This window comes from Methyloparacoccus sp. NF-16, assembly GCF_056880625.1.
The window spans coordinates 2,682,682-2,698,518 of the sequence record NZ_CP174130.1 but is presented as its reverse complement, the minus strand read 5'-3'; the positions used below and the strand labels follow the sequence as shown (position 1 = coordinate 2,698,518).

The following is a 15,837-nucleotide window of genomic DNA, read 5'->3' as shown; positions in this document are numbered from 1 at the left end:
AGGGGGGAGCGACACGAGAGGGTCCGACTGGGCGTCGGTGTGCAGCATGGGGGCAGGCTGCGGATTCCCTGGCGAAGGCGATCGCGCTGGATGCCGTGGGTCAGGGCTGTCGGGAGACGATGGAAAACCGGGAAAGCCGTGGCCTTGAGCCCGGCAACTACAGGGGTTCCAGGGCGGCTATCTCATGATGCCTACAGACGGAGGCGGTAAGCGGGATGTTGATGTCATGGCGCGCCCGATACGATTCGAACGTACGACCTTTGCCTTCGGAGGGCAACACTCTATCCAACTGAGCTACGGGCGCGCGGATAATCAGTATAACGGATTCAGGGGGCGTTTAACAGGTTGCGGAGCTGGGCCAGCGAAGCCTGCCCACGTTCGCGCTTCACTTCCGGATCCAGCGCCCGGCGGGCCGGCCATTCGAGGTCGGCTTCCGGCAGTTCCTCCAGGAAACGGCTGGGTTGGCGGCTTTCCAGTTCGCCGCGGCGCTTGCGGTGGGTGCAGTAGCTCAGCATCAGATGCTGCTGGGCGCGGGTGATGCCGACATAGGCCAGCCGCCGTTCCTCCTCGATGCCGTTTTCCTCGATGCTGGTTTCGTGCGGCAGCAGGTTTTCCTCCATGCCCACCAAATAGACGTAGGGAAATTCGAGTCCCTTGGCGGCATGCAGGGTCATCAGGTTGACGCGGTCGCCGGCCTGCTCCTCCTGGCTGCGGTCCAGTACGTCGAGCAGCAGGATCTTGGCGATGACCTCGGCCAGGCTCTTTTCCTGGCCTTCGTCCTCGGTGGCGATACGCCGCAGCCAGTCCAGCAGTTCCCGTACCTGGCCCATGCGGCGGCGGGCGGCTTCTTCGGTATTAGCGGTTTCCCGCAGCCAGCCTTCGTAGTCGATGGCCACGATGAAGTCGTCGATGACGGCGAAGGTGTCGCCGCGCCGGGCGCGGTCGGCGACATCCTGGATGCGATCGCAGAAGTGCTGCAGCCGCTGGCGGGCATTGTCGGACAGCTCCGCCGTCAGGCCCATCTCGTAGCAGGCGGCGAACAGGCTGATGCGCCGGCGGTTGGCGTAGGCGCCGAGCTTTTCCAGTGTGGTCGGGCCGATTTCGCGGCGCGGCACGTTGACGATGCGCAGGAAGGCCGCGTCGTCATCCGGGTTCACCATGAGGCGCAGGTAGGCCAGGATGTCCTTGATTTCGGCATAGCCGAAGAAGGATTGTCCGCCGCTGATGAAGTAGGGAATGCTGGCTTCCCTCAGTGCCGTCTCGAACACCCGCGACTGGTGATTGCCGCGGTAGAGGATGGCGTAGTCGCGGAAGCGGCTGCCGTGGCGAAACTTGTGGTGAATCAGGTCCGAGGCGATCTGCCGCGCCTCCAGCGTCTCGTCCCGGTGATGCAGCACGCGCAGCGGATCGCCGGGTGCCAGGGCGCTCCACAGGCGCTTTTCGAACACATGCGGATTGTTGGCGATGAGGCTGTTGGCCACGCCGAGTATGCGTCGGGTGGAGCGGTAGTTCTGTTCCAGCTTGATGACCTTGAGGCGCGGGAAGTCGCGTTGCAGCTGGGCCAGGTTTTCCGGCTGCGCGCCGCGCCAGGAATAGATCGACTGGTCGTCGTCGCCGACCACGGTGAAGCGCCCGAGCCGGCCGGCCAGCAGTTTGACCATCTGGTACTGGGTCAGGTTGGTGTCCTGGTATTCGTCCACCAGCAGATAGCGCAGCTTGTTGCGCCACTTTTCCAGGATCTCCGGCTGGTTCTGGAACAGCAGCACCGGTTGCAGGATCAGGTCGTCGAAATCGACCGCGTTGTAGGCTTTCATCTGCCGCAGGTACAGGTCGTACAGTTCCAGCCCGCCGGGCACGGGATCGGTGCCGTGCCCGGCCGCCTGTTCCGGCAGCAGGAACAGGTTCTTCCAGCGGCTGATCTGGCCGCTGACGCGCTCGGCATGGTCGATGTCCCATTCCGGCCGGCCGTGCTTGATGAGTTCCTTGATCAGTACCAGCCGGTCGTGCTCGTCGAAGATGGAAATGGCCTTCTTGAAACCCAGCGCCGCATGTTCCTGGCGGATGATGTCCAGGCCCAGCGCATGAAAGGTCGACACGGTCAGGCCGCGAATGGCGCGGTCGTCGACCAGCTTGCCGACCCGGCTCTTCATTTCCCGTGCCGCCTTGTTGGTGAAGGTTACGGCGGCGATGTGGCGGGCCGGCAGGCCCTGGCGGATCAGGTGGGCGATCTTCTCGGTGATGACGCGGGTCTTGCCGCTGCCGGCGCCGGCAAGCACCAGCAGGGGATGCTCCACCTCGACGACGGCGGCGTGTTGTTGCGGATTGAGTTGGGACATGCGGGCAGTCAGAGGGGGAGGCGAACGGTCGTGCGGGCGGGGAAGTTTAAGCGATCATCGGCGCGTCCGGGGCGGACCTGCCGGGTCAGCGACGGGGCGCGCGGTCGAGGCGCCGGTAGCCGATGGCTTCGCTCAGATGCGGCAGCCCGATGGTCTCGTTGCCGGCCAGGTCGGCGATGCTGCGGGCCAGCTTCAGGATGCGATGATAGGCCCGGTGCGACAGCCCCAGCTTGTCCATGGCCTGTTCCAGCAACTGGTGGCCCGCGTCGTCGAGGCGGCAGTCGCGCTTGGTTTCTGCCGCCGTCAGCCAGGCATTCGGGTGGCCGGACCGGTCCAGGGCGCGCTGCCGGGCGGCCTCGACGCGGGCGCGGATGACGGTGCTGCTCGCCTCGCCGCCGGGTGTGCCGTCGCGCAGCATCGCCTGCGGCACCCGGGCCACCTCGACGTGCATGTCGATGCGATCGAGCAGGGGGCCGGAGATGCGGCCGCGATAGCGCAGCACCACATCCGGCGTACAGCGGCAGCGTCCGGAGGCATCGCCGAGATAGCCGCAGGGGCAGGGGTTCATCGCCGCGATCAGCTGGAAGCGGGCGGGAAAGTCGACCTGACGGGCGGCGCGGGAGATGGTGATGGCGCCGGTTTCCAGCGGCTCGCGCAGGACTTCCAGCACCCGGCGGTCGAATTCCGGCAATTCGTCCAGGAACAGCACGCCGTTGGTGGCCAGCGAGACCTCGCCGGGCTTGGGGTTGCCGCCACCGCCGACCAGTGCCGGGGCCGAGGCCGTATGGTGCGGGGCGCGAAAGGGGGGCTGCCGCCAGCGGCGCGGGTCGAACGGCAGGTCGCTGACCGAGGCGATGGCCGCGCTCTCCAGCGCTTCGGTATCCGTCAGCGGCGGCAGGATCCCCGGCAGGCGTGCCGCCAGCATCGACTTGCCGGTGCCGGGCGGCCCCAGCATCAGCAGGTTGTGGCGTCCGACTGCGGCGATTTCCAGCGCCCGCTTGGCCTGGAAGTGGCCGTGCACGTCGGCGAAATCGGGCAGGGAGGCGGGACTGGCCTCCGCCGGGCCGGGCATGGCCGGCTGCAGCGGGCGCTGGCCGTTCAGGTGGGCGCAGACCTCGAGCAGATGGCCGGCCGGCAGGATGCTGACACCGTCCACCAGCACCGCCTCGGCGGCATTGCCGGCCGGGATCACCAAGGCGCGGCCGGCCTCGCGCGCCCGCAGGGCGACCGGCAACACGCCGGCGATGCCGCGCAGTTCACCGCCCAGCGACAGCTCGCCGAGGCATTCCAGCCCCTCCAGGGGCTCGCGGGGAATCTGGCCGGATGCCGCCAGGATGCCGAGGGCGATGGGCAGGTCGAAACGGCCGCCTTCCTTGGGAATGTCGGCCGGCGCCATGTTCACCGTGACGCGCTGCAGGGGGAACTCGAAGTGGCAGTTCAGCAGGGCGCCGCGCACCCGGTCCTTGCTTTCCTTGACCGCCGCTTCCGGCAGACCGACGATGTTGAGCGCCGGCAGGCCGTTGGCGATGTGCACCTCCACCGTGACCAGCGGCGCCGCGATACCCTGCCGGCCGCGGGTGTAGACAATCGCCAGCGACATGCCGTGCGACGAACCGCTAATCCTGCAGGAGCTGCTTCTCCAGTGCGGCGACGCGGGCTTCCAGCGCCTCCAGCTGCTCGCGGGTGCGTGCCAGGACGCCGCGCTGGACCTCGAACTCCTCGCGGCTGACCAGGTTCATGCGGCTGAAGGCGGCTTGCAGGATGGCCTGGAAGGTCTTTTCCAGGTCGCTTCCGAGCAACTGCAGATCGCCCGGTACGACGCTGGCGAGTCGCTTGGCAAGTTCGTTGAGGGCGGGCGGTTCAAACATGGGCGTATCCCTGTCGGCGAAGATTATCGGGCGGGGAAGGATAGCAAGGGAGGGAAGCCAGCGTCCAAGGCGGGCAGGGGCTTCGGGTAAACTCTCCGGCTTCTTCAGACTGGCGGCAGGAGGGCAGCAACATGACAGGCCATTCGGACGGCGCGGCAGCCGGGGCAAGCTGGTATCGCATCGATCTGACCGCCGAGGACTACGCGGGCGGCGAGGCCGATGTGATCGAGGGGGCCTTCCGCGCCATCTACATCGCCTGCAACGCGCCCCTGGGCATGGCCATGCTGGGCGCCCCCAGAGCCGGCGGCGACGGTTACAGCGTCTATTTCACGCCGGATTCCTGGCCGCACGCGCGGGCCCTGCTGCGGGCCTATGCCGCGCTGCCGGACCAGCGGCCGCGCGGGGTGCGGCTCAGCCTGCGGGTCGGGGATGCCGCGCTGGCCCTGGGTTACGCCAGGGCCTTCTGACCCGGCGCGGGCCCCTGGCGGCTGCCGCGCGGCGCCGGGCGTCAGAAGCCGCAGACCTCGCACTTGGCGGGGTTGCTGACGACGCGGTAGATCACGTCGCTGCCGCCGTAGAACGGCTGGTACCAGACGCCGCCGTACTCGAAGTACTGGGTATTGTTGATCTGCCGGGCCACCGCGCCGCCGGGAATGCTGTTGACCTGGATGCCGGCCGGGGGGATGACCACCTGATAGCCGCCGCTGACCGTCTGATAGAAGGCGCCGCCGCAGTCGCTGTAGCTCTGCTGGCCGAGGTAGACCGGCGCGCAGTTGCTCGGCAGGTAGCTGACGACGGCCCCGGGCGGTGGCGGCACCAGGGTATAGCCGGTGCCGCCGGACGCCTGGGCGAGATAGGCGCCGTTCGCGTAGTAATAGGGCGTGCCCTCGACCACCACGGTGGTGTACTGGCGCGGCAGGCTGGCCATGCTGGCGCCGATCATCATGCCGGTCATCTCGCCCATCATCATGCCGGAATAGAAGCCGCCCCAGCTGCCGCCGTAATAGTAGGGCACGAATCCGCCACCGTAGTAATAGTTGTTGTTGGTGTAGTGGCGGTAGAGCTCGTTCTGGTTCTGCAGGTGGTTCAGCTCCTGGTCGCGGTTGGCCTGGACCTTGTCCTGTTGCTGGAAGCGGTCCTGCTGCGCCGGCGTCCGGTCGGCGTCACCGCGCTCCGACCAGTCCCGGCCGACCCCCGAGTCGGCGCCCGAGCCGCGCACACTGCCGAGTCCGCCGCCGCCGAAATGGCCGTCGCCGACGCCGCCGCCGCCAAAGCGCTGGACGTCACCGCCGCCAAAGCCGCCACCGCCGAAGGCGCCGCCGCCGGCGCGTTCGCCGAAGCCGCCGAGGTGGCCGCCAAAGCCGCCGCCGAATCCTCCCCCGAAGCCGCCGCGGGCCTCCGCCGTGCCCGCCAGCAGCGCCAGCAGGGATAGCCCCAGCAGCTGCCGGGCAAGCGCTTGCAGCGGGGCCATGTCATCGATGTCTGGTCTCTGCATGGGAGCCACCTTACTGTTTTTCCTTGGGTTTTGCCTCGGGGGCCGGGGGTCTGGCCTGGGCCTCCTTGAGGAAGGGAATCCGCATCGCATCCGCCGGCAGGCTGGCCTGGAACAGGCTGTCCGGCAGCCGGCTGCCGAAATCCCAGTCGCTCAGGGTGGCGCTGAACTGCGGCGAGCTCGGCAGGGTCTTGTAGGTGATGACCAGCTTGCGCGGCAGGGGCAGGCGGCCGTCCTCGATCCATATCTGCCAGTCGACATGACTGTCGACGAAGGCGAGATGCTGGCAGGGAATCCCGCCGACGCTGCTCGGACCGACCACGAAGCCGTAGCGGGTGTTGTGGCCCAGCGCCCTGGCCGGATCCTCGTAGAGGAAATCGGCCAGCGGCAGGCTGAAGTGCAGTTCGTTGATCATGTACTCCAGCGCCTTGTCGGTGTTGCCGGAGAGGGCTTCGACGCCGACGGTGTTCTTCTGCGGGTCCAGCAGCGTCAATTGCTTGCCGTCGAACCACAGGCGCTTGCTGCCGGTGTCGGAGACCTGCCGGGCATGGATGCCGTTCGGGCGACGCAGGGCGATGTCGGTTTCCGCCGCGAAGGCGATCTTCTGGCCGCTCGGCAGCACGTCGTCGTACTGGATATCGGCATGGAAGCTGTACGACTTGGACGCCCTCAGATACTCGCTCATGTCGTGCAGCCACTGTCTGGCCCGTTCCTCGACGACGGGGGCGGGCGGTGGGCTGTCTCCTTCCGCCGGGGCCGGCGACGGAAGCGCGCCGAGCCCCAGTGTCAGGCTCAGCAGCGTTCCAGCTCTCGTCAGGGTGCGCATGATGGGTCTCCTCTGTCAGGCATGGTGGTCGGCCGTGGGCGGGTGCATCCATCGCTCATGCCGGCGGCCAGTGCCGCCCGCGTTGCCCTGGCAGCGGCAGGCTTCCTGCCGCCGGCGAGCGGGCATGACTGCCCATGGCTGTTGATGCGCGGCATGATGCCCACGCGAGGATACCTCAACCGTGGGACGAGTGCCCGCGGGGGCGGCGGTTCTGCGAGGCCTCGTGCTGCGGCCACCGATGCCGGCCTGTGCCGATCCTGGCCGCGAACGATGCTTTAATGGCGGCTGATACAACTTCAGGCGGGTTGCCCAGTTGAGCGCAGGGAACATCAGATTACGCTCATGGCTCGAGCGGATGCTGCGCGTGATCGCGCGCAACCGGCAGGATGCCCGCGATCCGGCGAGCCTGCGACAGCCCGGGGAGCCTGCCGCCCTGGCCGATGCCCTGCGCCATGGGTGTGCCGGGCCGCGGCGACCGGCCTCGGCAGCGGTGGCCGACCGCCATGCCACGGCAAGGGCCACGGCCGGCCAGCCCGACCTTTTCGTCCAGCTGCCCGTGCCGGCCCTGCTGCTCGACGACGATGGCCATGTCGAGGTCGCCAACCGCCAAGCCATCCAATGCTTGGGCCCGGCGGCCGGATCGCTGCCGGGGGACGCGTTCATGCGGTTGCTCGATGACGCCGGCCGTCTGTCCTTGCAACGGCTGCTCCGGGACAAGCCGGATGCGGCGAATCCCGCCAGGCTGCGGTTGCGCATCACGGCGGGGGATGGTGGGGAACCCCGCGCCTGTCTCGTCCAGGCCGCCAGCCTGCATGTCGCCGGGCGACCAGCGCCCGGGCTGTTGCTGACCTGGGTCGAGCTGGACCCGGAACCGCCCGGGCAGGTGCCCTGGGCGAGCCCCGGCGAACTTGCCAGCCAGGCCACGCCGGGCGTCACCTGGGATTGGGTTTTCCCGGCGCGGCGGCTCTGGCGCAGCCGCTCCCGCGCCGCGCGGTCCGCCTGCCCGCCCGGCCTGCCGCGGCCCTTCGCCAGGGTGTGGCGGACCCTGACCCGTCCGGAAGATCAGACCGGCGTCCGGACGGGGCTCCTGGCCGCGCTGGGTGTGCGCCGCGCCCCGGGGTCCGGCGAGTGTCGCCTGCCACGCGGCGACGGGCGGCAGGCCCATGTCGAGGTTCATGGCTGGATTGCCCGCGACGTCCGGGGGCGGGTGATCAGGCTGACCGGCTCCCTGCGCGACCTGACCCGGCGCAGGCAGGCCGAGGCTCGGCCCGGGGCCCGCGAGGAAAGCTTTCGCGGGATGCTGGAGCACGCGCCGATACCGATGGGGTGCTATGCCCTGGATGCGCGACGCGGCGTCCTGTTTGTCAACCGGCAATTCACCCGGACCTTCGGCTACACGCGGGAGGATATCCCCACGGTGGCCGACTGGGCCGAGCTGGCCTTCCCCGACCCGGCCTATCGCCGGCAAACCTTCGCCTGGTGGGATGAGGCGGTGGCGCAGACCGCCCTGCACCAGGGCGTCGTGCCGTCCCGGGAGATCCGGGTCAGCTGCCGGGACGGGCGCGTGCGCGATGTCCTCGTCAGCGCGTCCGCCATGGGCGAGTGCCTGCTGGTCTCCTTCATCGACATCACGCGACGCAAGCGCATGGAGGCGCGTCTCCGGCTCAGCGAGGAGCGGCACCGGCTGTGGGCCGACAACTCGGCCGACGTGGTTTGGACTATGGACCTGGACGGTCGGTTTACCTACATCAGTCCCTCGGTCGCCAAGATACTGGGACGTACCCCGGAAGAGACCATGGCGATGTCCTGGGACGAGATTTTCACCCCGGATTCCCTGGCCCTGGTGCAGCGGGGCTTCGCCCGAGCCCTGGATGACGTGGCGGCCGGCCGGCCGGTGCAATTCCATGAGCGGCTGCAGGAACGCGGCAGCCGCCGGGATGGCCGGATGGTCTGGACGGATGTCAAGGCCACCAGCCTGTACGACCGGGCGGGGCGCTTCCTTGCGATCCTCGGCATCACCCGCGACATCACCGAGCAGAAGCGGACCGAGGATGAACTGCTGGCCATCAAGGAACGTCTCGAGGCGACCTTGAATGCCTTGCCGGATGTCATGTTCAAGGTGGACCGACACGGGCGGATTCTGGAAAGCCATGCGGTGAATGTCGGGCAATATGCCCTGCCACCCACCGAATTTCTGGGCAAGCGCCTCGCCGAGGTGCTGCCCGAGCCAGCCTCCGGCGTGATCATGGCGGCGCTGGAGGCGGCCGCCATCAGGGGCGCATACCGGGGCGCTGTCTACTCGCTGCCGACACCCCGGGGATTGTTGTGGCGGGAGATCTCGATCGCCGCCATGGGCGCCCATGGCGGGACGGCCGAGCACTTCATCCTGCTGGTCCGCGACATCACCGAGCGCAAGCGACAGGAGGAGCAATTGCGCATCAGCGAGGAGCGCCACCGGATCCTGGCCGAGAATACCCGGGACGTGATCTGGGCCATGCAGCTGGATGGCACGGTTTCCTATGTCAGCCCGGCGGTGGAAGAGGTGCGCGGCGTCACCCAGGAGGAGGCCATGCGGCAGCCGATCGGCGAGATATTGACGCCGGCCTCGCAGGCGGAGGCTATCGGCTATCTTCAGCGATTGATCGCCGCCGTCCAGGCCGGCGAGCGGCCGGACAGCTATCGCGGCGAGCAGGAATATTACCGCAAGGGTGACGGCACCTTCTGGGCCGAGGTCACCGCCATTCCCATCCTGCGCGAGGACGGCAGCTTCGTGGAGCTGCTGGGCGTTTCCCGGGACATCGACGAGCGCAAGCGTCACGAACACGAGCTGAAGCTGGCCCGCGACGCCGCCAACCAGGCCAATCAGGCCAAAAGCCGGTTCCTGGCCCACATGAGCCACGAGATTCGCACGCCCATGAACGGCGTCCTCGGCATGGCGCAGATTCTGGCGCAGGAGCCGCTGACGCCCGATCAGCAGCAGATGGTCGATGGCATCCTGGTTGCCGGCCGGTCCCTGCTCGGCATCATCAACGACATCCTGGACCTGTCCAAGATCGAGGCGGGGCAACTCCAGCTCGATTTCCGCCCCTTTGACCTGGGCCGGACCCTGGCGCATGTCGCCAGCATCGCGGGGGTCAATGCCCGCGCCAAGGGCATCGAACTGCGGCTCGACGCCGATCCCGCCGTTGCCGGCGGCTGGCTGGGCGATGCCTTGCGCCTGGAGCAGGTGCTGTTCAACCTGGTGGGCAATGCCATCAAGTTTACCGAGCGGGGCGAGGTGGTCATCCGCGCACAGTGGCGGCAGGCCGATGGCGAGCCGGGTCGGCTGCGCTTCGAGGTGCAGGACACCGGCATCGGCATCGATGCGGAGGGATTGGGCCGCCTGTTCACGCCGTTCAGCCAGGCCGACGGCAGCATCACCCGGCGCTTCGGCGGTACCGGCCTGGGGCTCTCGATCTGCAAGCGCCTGGTCGGGATGATGGGCGGCGAGATCGGGGTCAGCAGCACGCCCGGGACTGGCAGCCTGTTCTGGTTCGACTGGCCGGCCGAGCGGGTTGACCGTCAGGGGATGGCGCCGGCGGAGGGGGCCGCGGCACCGGTTGCGGCCGGGCCGGAAACCGGCAAGCATCTCGCCGGGCTGCGGGTGCTGGTCGTCGATGACAGCGCCATCAACCGGATGGTGGCGGAGCGGGCCATCCGGCTGGCAGGTGCCGCCTGCGCGCTGGCCAATGACGGCGCGCAGGCCCTGCAGATGCTTAGGAGCCAACCGGACCGCTTCGATGTGGTCCTGATGGACATCCAGATGCCGGTCATGGACGGGTTGACCGCGACCCGCGAAATTCGCGCGGATTCCGCCTTGAGCGGGTTGCCCGTGCTGGCGCTGTCGGCCGGGGTGCTGGAGGAGGAGCGCCAGGCGGCGCTGGCGGCCGGCGTGGACGACTTCATCAACAAGCCGCTGGATCTGCAGCAGCTGTTCGCCGTGCTGTCACGCTACCTCAAGCGCTGAGCGCCGGCCGTCGCGGTGTCCGGCGCACCGGCCAGGGGGCCGGCCCCGATGCCGGCGCCCGGGAAATGTGTCGCGCCCATGCGAAGGTAAATCTAGCTTGCCCTCCGGTCTTTTCCGGCTAGGTTTGACGGGTGAGGCTCGCACCGAAGGGCGGTGCGGTCATGTTCCCATTCACCTGCGTGATTCCGCCATGGATACCAGCAGACGCCATTTCCTCAGGCTCGGTGGCCTGGCCACCATGGCCGGCTCCGCCGGCACCGTCCGTTCCCCGCTGCTGGACGCGGAGCCATTGGCGGCCAGCCCGGGCGCCCGCAGCCTTCGTTTCCCCCGGCCCCTGCGGTCCGGTGATGTGATGGGCATCACGTCGCCTTCGGCGGGCGTCAAGCCCGCGCTCCGACCGCGCATGCGGTTTGCCTATCAGACGCTGAATTGCCTGGGTTACGCCTATCGCGAGGGTGAGTGCCTGTGGGGACGATCGCTGCTCAGCGCTCCGGCGCGGCAACGGGCCGAGGAGTTGACCCGCATGCTGCTGGACGACGCGATCGGCGCGATCTTTCCGCCGAATGGCGGCGAGCTGCTGTTCGACATGCTGCCTTTCGTCGATTTCGAACGCCTCGGGCGGACCCGGCTGAAATGGATGCTCGGCTATTCCGACATGAGCACCTTCATGCTGCCCTACATGTCGAGTCCCGTGAGGTGATAAACCCTTTTTCGAAAGAGAAGAGGGTGTGAAGATTGCCACTCTTTCATGCGGTGCACTGGTGATCGATGATTCAAGGCCTTTTGCGGTATGTGGTGGTTGTAAAGGTTCACGTACCGATGCAGGGTTGTTTCGAGGTCCTCGGTCGATGCAAAGTGATGGGTTTGCAGTACCTCGGCAATCCGGCCATTGAAGCGTTCGACCCTGCCGTTGGTTTGCGGATGGCGTGGCGGAATCAGGCGATGTTCGATGCCCTGCTCGGCACAGGCGTGATCAAAGACGTGCGCTCCTGAGGGGCGCTGTTCGCGGCGCAGACACCGATCCGTGAATTCGGAGCCATTGTCGGTCAGGCACTTTTGAATGCGGAAGGGTGCGGCTTGAATCAAGGCTTTCAGGAAGGCTTTGGCTGAATGCGAGGTACGGTCTTTCTTCAGCGCGATGAAGACCCAGCGCGTTGCCCGATCAATGGCCACGAACCGATAGCGCCGGGGTTCACCGTCGATGGCTGGCAAGTATTTGACATCGATGTGCACAAAGCCCGGTTCGTAAGCCTTGAAGGCTTTCACGGCAGGCCGCGGTGCGTCGGGTTGCAGGGCTTTTAAATTGGAGACGCCATGGCGCCGCAAACACCGGTCCAGGCCGGAACGGGACACCGCTGGATTGAGGAATTCCCGCGTGACCGCCAGCAGATCCTCCAAGGGCAACTGCAGGGCCGTCCTCAGGTACACAACAATGCGTTCCTGGGCCGGAGCCAGAGTGGTCTGCACGTGATGGGGGCGATGCGAGGCGTCGTCGACAGCGTCACGCTGTTTCCACTTGCGAAGGGTGGAGCGGGTGGTGTTATACAGCCGGGCCAAGGCGCGTTCACTAAGCGACGAAGACTGAATCTCTCGTCGAATTGCCGGGGTGGTACGCGCCTGCTGATGAAGACGAATGTTCATGTGCCGGACTCCATTTCTCGCGCATCAAAGACAGCGCGGAGAATGCCCCGCGCCTCAAACAGAGCATAACTCCTCAGCGGAATATGATCTCGCGGGACGCAACACCTACACCCTGAAAACCGGTATCGCCACCCTGTCCGGCACCAACCTGTGGGAATGCCCGATCCGACCGACCGAGCGGATCGCCCGGCGTAGCCGGCCGGACATCGTCATCACCCTGAATCCCGACGAAGCCTGGGCTCATCCCCGGCATCGTGGGCTGGGGCGGCTGGTCGGACGCCTGCATCGGACTGGCGTCTTTGATCGCCCGGGCGCGTCGCGCCCCCGGCTGTTCGGCCTGCGGGAGCATGGCCGGTACGCCGAATCGCTGAGACCCCAGGTCGGCGACGAGTCTTTCGACCGGCTGGCCTGGTCGCCGGTCCTCAAGGCCACCTACGCCGACGACTGGCGACGGGCAACGGCCAGCTACGTGAGTCAGAGTTCGCACCCGGTCTGGTTCGCGGCCCGGGCAGCCGCCGGCCTGCTGCCGGGTTACGGGGCGCGGGATATGATCCGCCAGCTGAATTGCGGAGCCTGTGCCGAAGGGCTGGGACGCCTGTTGCGACGCTATCCGGCGCCTGCGGGCCTTGCCCGAACATCCCCGAATCCACCGGCTGGGCCGATAAAGCCGCCTGCATCAGGCGTCAGCGCCATGGCACGCCGAACGCACGCCTCTGCATCTGGCTGCCGGGGCCGGCCGCCCCGGGTAGCCGGCGCTGCCGCATTTTTCCTGGCCATGGCCGCGGCGTGCCAGTTCGCCCCCTCCATGGGCAATCCCGCGCAGGGCAAGCCGGGGGCAACAGCCGAGTGCCGGGCTTGCGGTGCCTGGCAACCTGTCATGGGTGGAGGTGGCGAACCGTGACCGGGTATCCGTCAGGCGCTGCAAGCGGGCGCATTCCCGGGCCGGGCACGGGAAACCCCACGCGGCCAGAACAGGCTTGCCGCCTGGTCGGCCAGGCTTGGCATCACTCCCCTTGCTGGTATCGGTAGTGAACGATGTACTTGCACATCTCGGCGGGCAGCTGCCGGCCGGATGGCGTCTCGCAGCCAGAGGCATAGATGTTCACCGTGGCCTGCCATGTGTCGAAGGCCCAGTGAATCAGCAGGGCTATCAGGATCACCGAGCCGATGGCGACCAGAACTTTCAATCCGTCTTCGTGCATGCCTGACCTCGCGTCACGTCGCTCACCCCACCTCAATCACACCAACAGCGTCCGGCTGGCGCCTGCGCGGCGCCTGGCTGTACTTCGCGCCCTATGTCCCGTGCATGGGTTTGGGCTTGCGAAGCGCGTAGGCCGTCTGCAAGTTCATCCAGAATTCGCGGGTCGTTCCGCAGTGGCGGCCCAACCGTATGGCAAGACTAGATCGGCATCGATGCCATCGACCTGCTGGAGGATCGCCCGGATCCGCGGGGGAGCACCACCCCGGCGGCCGCCAGGGTATCCACGTTCAGGTCGGGCGGGGTGTCGCTAGATGCGGATACTGTACCGCCCTTCACGGTCCCCGGACAGCTTCTCAGGCCGATCGCCCGGTGGGGCACCCGGAGATCGGTCATGCACGTGGCCGCCCCGGCATCTCCCGCTTTCTCCTGGCCTGATCCTCGATGGCTCTGAAAGCCCTTTGGGGCCGATATCGGCCTCAAGGAACCGCTGTGTACGCTGGCAGCGGATGCCGTTGATCATGGTGGCGGGATGTTGCTCCCTGACGATGGGGATTGCCCCGGCAGCGGGCAGGAGGCGGGGCCGGAGTTTCCTGGCGGACACATGCCTGATCGTTATGGCCCGCCACGCACCGCCAGAAAACTCCCAAGGTTCAGTTTGCTTGAAGAGTAGGTCTGGCCATTGGTGAAAACGACATACCCCGCTTGTGCGGGATCAGAGGATGACGTCGAGGAAACAAAGTAGGGATTGCCGGGGGCCGCGCCAAAGACCGGGTCGATGCATGGTACCTTGCTGGGGCAAGATGGCAAGGCCGGGTTGTAAAGGGTCTTCAGTTCCGCCTCTGTTGGCAGGCGCCAGTCACAGTAACCGGCAAAGCAGGCCGGTTGCGGGGTGTTCAGCCCATCAATGAATTCCGTCTTTGCCGTGCCATCAAAGTTCCAGGGGGCACCTGTGCTCCACGTAAAGAGGGCGTTGGCTCCATGTATGGAGGCATCGCTCGTCTTTTTTCCCCACATGAGTCCGGCTTCCTTGTCAACGACTACCGGCCCCAGATCGATATATTTTTCATTCTCTGAAAGGGGGCACCCTAAACTTGGCGCATGACCTTTAAGCGTGAAGGCAACGACAATACCGGAATTCCACATGCCACTTGGTGGCGTGCATGGGTCGCCAGCGTGGGCCTCTGTGTGCGATCTCCCTGGATCGCCCTTCGCCCCGGCTGGACCTTGCGCACCGTCCTTGCCGTCTGTGCCTGGCGTGCCGGGAATCTCGTCGATACCCGGCAGACTTGGCGGGCCTTGTTCGCCAGCATCACCCTTGTCACCTTTCGGTCCGACCAATGACATGAACGTGTCTGGCCACCCAGCATCGACTTTCGGACCATAGAAACGGGCGTTCGTCAGATCCACGTAGAAATCACCAACCGCGCCCAATGTGCTGTTGGGCGCGCCGTTGCCGCTGAGTATCGTGGCGCCGTTCTTGCCGGTGGTGCCGGGAGCGCCATCCTTGCCGACCGGACCTTGTGCGCCGGCCACGCCATCAACCCCATCCTTTCCCGGTGTGCCGGGTGGCCCCTGAATCCCCTGGAGGCCTTGAGGGCCCTCTGGCCCTGGTAAGCCCATCTTCCCCATGGGGCCGGGAGGTCCGGCCGGACCCGGGAGATTCGATCCCAGCGGTTGCCAGTATGACGACATGCCGGGTGTCTGTAGGCGATTGCGAATCTTCAGCGAGAGGAAGGTCTGGTTGCTGTAGCTCACGACATCACCGGCAGTGTAGGTCAGTGCTGGATTCCATTTGCCGTAGTATCGACTTATCGGCACGACGGCATGCCCTGTTCTTGGCATGGCCGCCAGGACAGCCACGGAGAGGCATGAATGGCGTGCGAAGCTCATGAGCTTGAGCATGGGTGCGTCTCTACAGGTCCGGGGGCTTGCCCAGCGAGGACAAGTTCATTGCGATAGCCGTAACGTGGCTGGTTTCGGGTGCTGACTTTTCCTGGGACCCGTTAGCCCCGGCATCGTCTTGGCCCCTTCGCGCCCCACGTCCGGGGTGTCGAGCATGCCGTGCTCCCCGGGTCGCGACTTGCCTGCCAGGCAGTGGGTCAGCCACCTTGAGATTCAAGGGTTCAGGCAGCAGGAAGGTCGCGCAGACCATCCCATGCACCCGGCGCGACGCGATGGGTACGGGTGGATGGAATGACAATGGCTGCTGCGGAGCCCTTTTTCGTGGGCGATGATTTGTCCGGGGCGGGGTGTGTAGCCCGGCGTAGCCCCGTGATTTTCGGTTGACCGGAAGTTTCGGCCAAGCCCCTGATTCTTATGGCGCCCCGAACACGATTCGAACGTGTGGCCTTCCCCTTAGGAGGGGGATGCTCTATCCAGCTGAGCTACCGGGGCGGCGCGGTCGGCGATTATAGCCCGGTCGGCGGGAATCGCGCACCCGGGGCCGGCATCCGCGCGCCGGGGTGTC

12 protein-coding genes and 2 tRNA genes are annotated in these 15,837 nt (G+C 66.8%); 4 read left to right on the top strand and 10 right to left on the bottom strand.

Annotated elements, in window-relative coordinates; translation table 11 throughout:
* Nucleotides 1–227: 227 nt before the first annotated feature.
* From ACH5N8_RS12825 to ACH5N8_RS12810, 4 genes are all read right to left on the bottom strand, one after another.
* Nucleotides 228–304: transfer RNA gene (locus ACH5N8_RS12825), tRNA-Arg, on the bottom strand.
* Between the two features lie 22 nt (nucleotides 305–326).
* On the bottom strand, nucleotides 327–2,336 hold the full coding sequence (locus ACH5N8_RS12820) for a UvrD-helicase domain-containing protein (protein ID WP_483281588.1): 2,010 nt from the start codon (nucleotides 2,334–2,336) through the stop codon (nucleotides 327–329).
* 85 nt (nucleotides 2,337–2,421) lie between these two features.
* Nucleotides 2,422–3,936 (bottom strand): YifB family Mg chelatase-like AAA ATPase, encoded by a 1,515-nt coding sequence (locus ACH5N8_RS12815; protein WP_483281587.1) that lies wholly within the window; start codon nucleotides 3,934–3,936, stop codon nucleotides 2,422–2,424.
* 16 nt (nucleotides 3,937–3,952) lie between these two features.
* Nucleotides 3,953–4,204, bottom strand: coding sequence for an accessory factor UbiK family protein (locus tag ACH5N8_RS12810; RefSeq protein WP_460028763.1), 252 nt, complete (start codon nucleotides 4,202–4,204; stop codon nucleotides 3,953–3,955).
* Nucleotides 4,205–4,335: 131 nt separating this feature from the next.
* Between ACH5N8_RS12810 and ACH5N8_RS12805 the strand changes: the two genes are divergently transcribed.
* Nucleotides 4,336–4,671, top strand: coding sequence for a hypothetical protein (locus ACH5N8_RS12805; protein ID WP_460028762.1), 336 nt, complete (start codon nucleotides 4,336–4,338; stop codon nucleotides 4,669–4,671).
* Between the two features lie 41 nt (nucleotides 4,672–4,712).
* On the opposite strand, the gene ACH5N8_RS12800 is transcribed toward ACH5N8_RS12805, so the two are convergent.
* Both ACH5N8_RS12800 and ACH5N8_RS12795 read right to left on the bottom strand, forming a co-directional pair.
* Entirely contained in the window at nucleotides 4,713–5,699 is a 987-nt protein-coding gene (locus ACH5N8_RS12800) for a DUF6515 family protein (protein WP_483281586.1), read from the bottom strand.
* A gap of 10 nt (nucleotides 5,700–5,709) precedes the next feature.
* The gene (locus ACH5N8_RS12795; RefSeq protein ID WP_483281585.1) at nucleotides 5,710–6,522 is read right to left on the bottom strand and encodes a DUF2092 domain-containing protein; all 813 of its coding nucleotides are present in this window, start codon (nucleotides 6,520–6,522) and stop codon (nucleotides 5,710–5,712) included.
* Between the two features lie 364 nt (nucleotides 6,523–6,886).
* Between ACH5N8_RS12795 and ACH5N8_RS12790 the strand changes: the two genes are divergently transcribed.
* The gene (locus ACH5N8_RS12790; protein ID WP_483281584.1) at nucleotides 6,887–10,528 is read left to right on the top strand and encodes a PAS domain S-box protein; all 3,642 of its coding nucleotides are present in this window, start codon (nucleotides 6,887–6,889) and stop codon (nucleotides 10,526–10,528) included.
* Nucleotides 10,529–10,718: 190 nt separating this feature from the next.
* Nucleotides 10,719–11,228 carry an LD-carboxypeptidase gene (locus tag ACH5N8_RS12785; RefSeq protein WP_483281583.1) on the top strand — a complete coding sequence of 170 codons (510 nt, stop codon included), beginning with the start codon at nucleotides 10,719–10,721 and terminating at the stop codon, nucleotides 11,226–11,228.
* On the opposite strand, the gene ACH5N8_RS12780 is transcribed toward ACH5N8_RS12785, so the two are convergent.
* Entirely contained in the window at nucleotides 11,204–12,169 is a 966-nt protein-coding gene (locus tag ACH5N8_RS12780) for an IS481 family transposase (RefSeq protein ID WP_483281582.1), read from the bottom strand. The two genes, ACH5N8_RS12785 and ACH5N8_RS12780, sit on opposite strands and share 25 nt — an antisense overlap.
* Between ACH5N8_RS12780 and ACH5N8_RS12775 the strand changes: the two genes are divergently transcribed.
* On the top strand, nucleotides 12,168–13,070 hold the full coding sequence (locus tag ACH5N8_RS12775; RefSeq protein ID WP_483281581.1) for a hypothetical protein: 903 nt from the start codon (nucleotides 12,168–12,170) through the stop codon (nucleotides 13,068–13,070). The genes ACH5N8_RS12780 and ACH5N8_RS12775 overlap by 2 nt on opposite strands.
* Nucleotides 13,071–13,173: 103 nt before the next feature.
* Here the strand turns inward: ACH5N8_RS12775 and ACH5N8_RS12770 are convergent, their stop codons facing one another.
* The 3 genes from ACH5N8_RS12770 to ACH5N8_RS12760 form a co-directional block, all read right to left on the bottom strand.
* Entirely contained in the window at nucleotides 13,174–13,371 is a 198-nt protein-coding gene (locus tag ACH5N8_RS12770; protein ID WP_460028758.1) for a hypothetical protein, read from the bottom strand.
* A 611-nt stretch (nucleotides 13,372–13,982) separates the two neighbouring features.
* Nucleotides 13,983–15,272 carry an Lcl C-terminal domain-containing protein gene (locus ACH5N8_RS12765; protein WP_483281580.1) on the bottom strand — a complete coding sequence of 430 codons (1,290 nt, stop codon included), beginning with the start codon at nucleotides 15,270–15,272 and terminating at the stop codon, nucleotides 13,983–13,985.
* Between the two features lie 415 nt (nucleotides 15,273–15,687).
* A tRNA-Arg gene (locus ACH5N8_RS12760) sits at nucleotides 15,688–15,764 on the bottom strand.
* Between the last annotated feature and the right edge of the window lie 73 nt (nucleotides 15,765–15,837).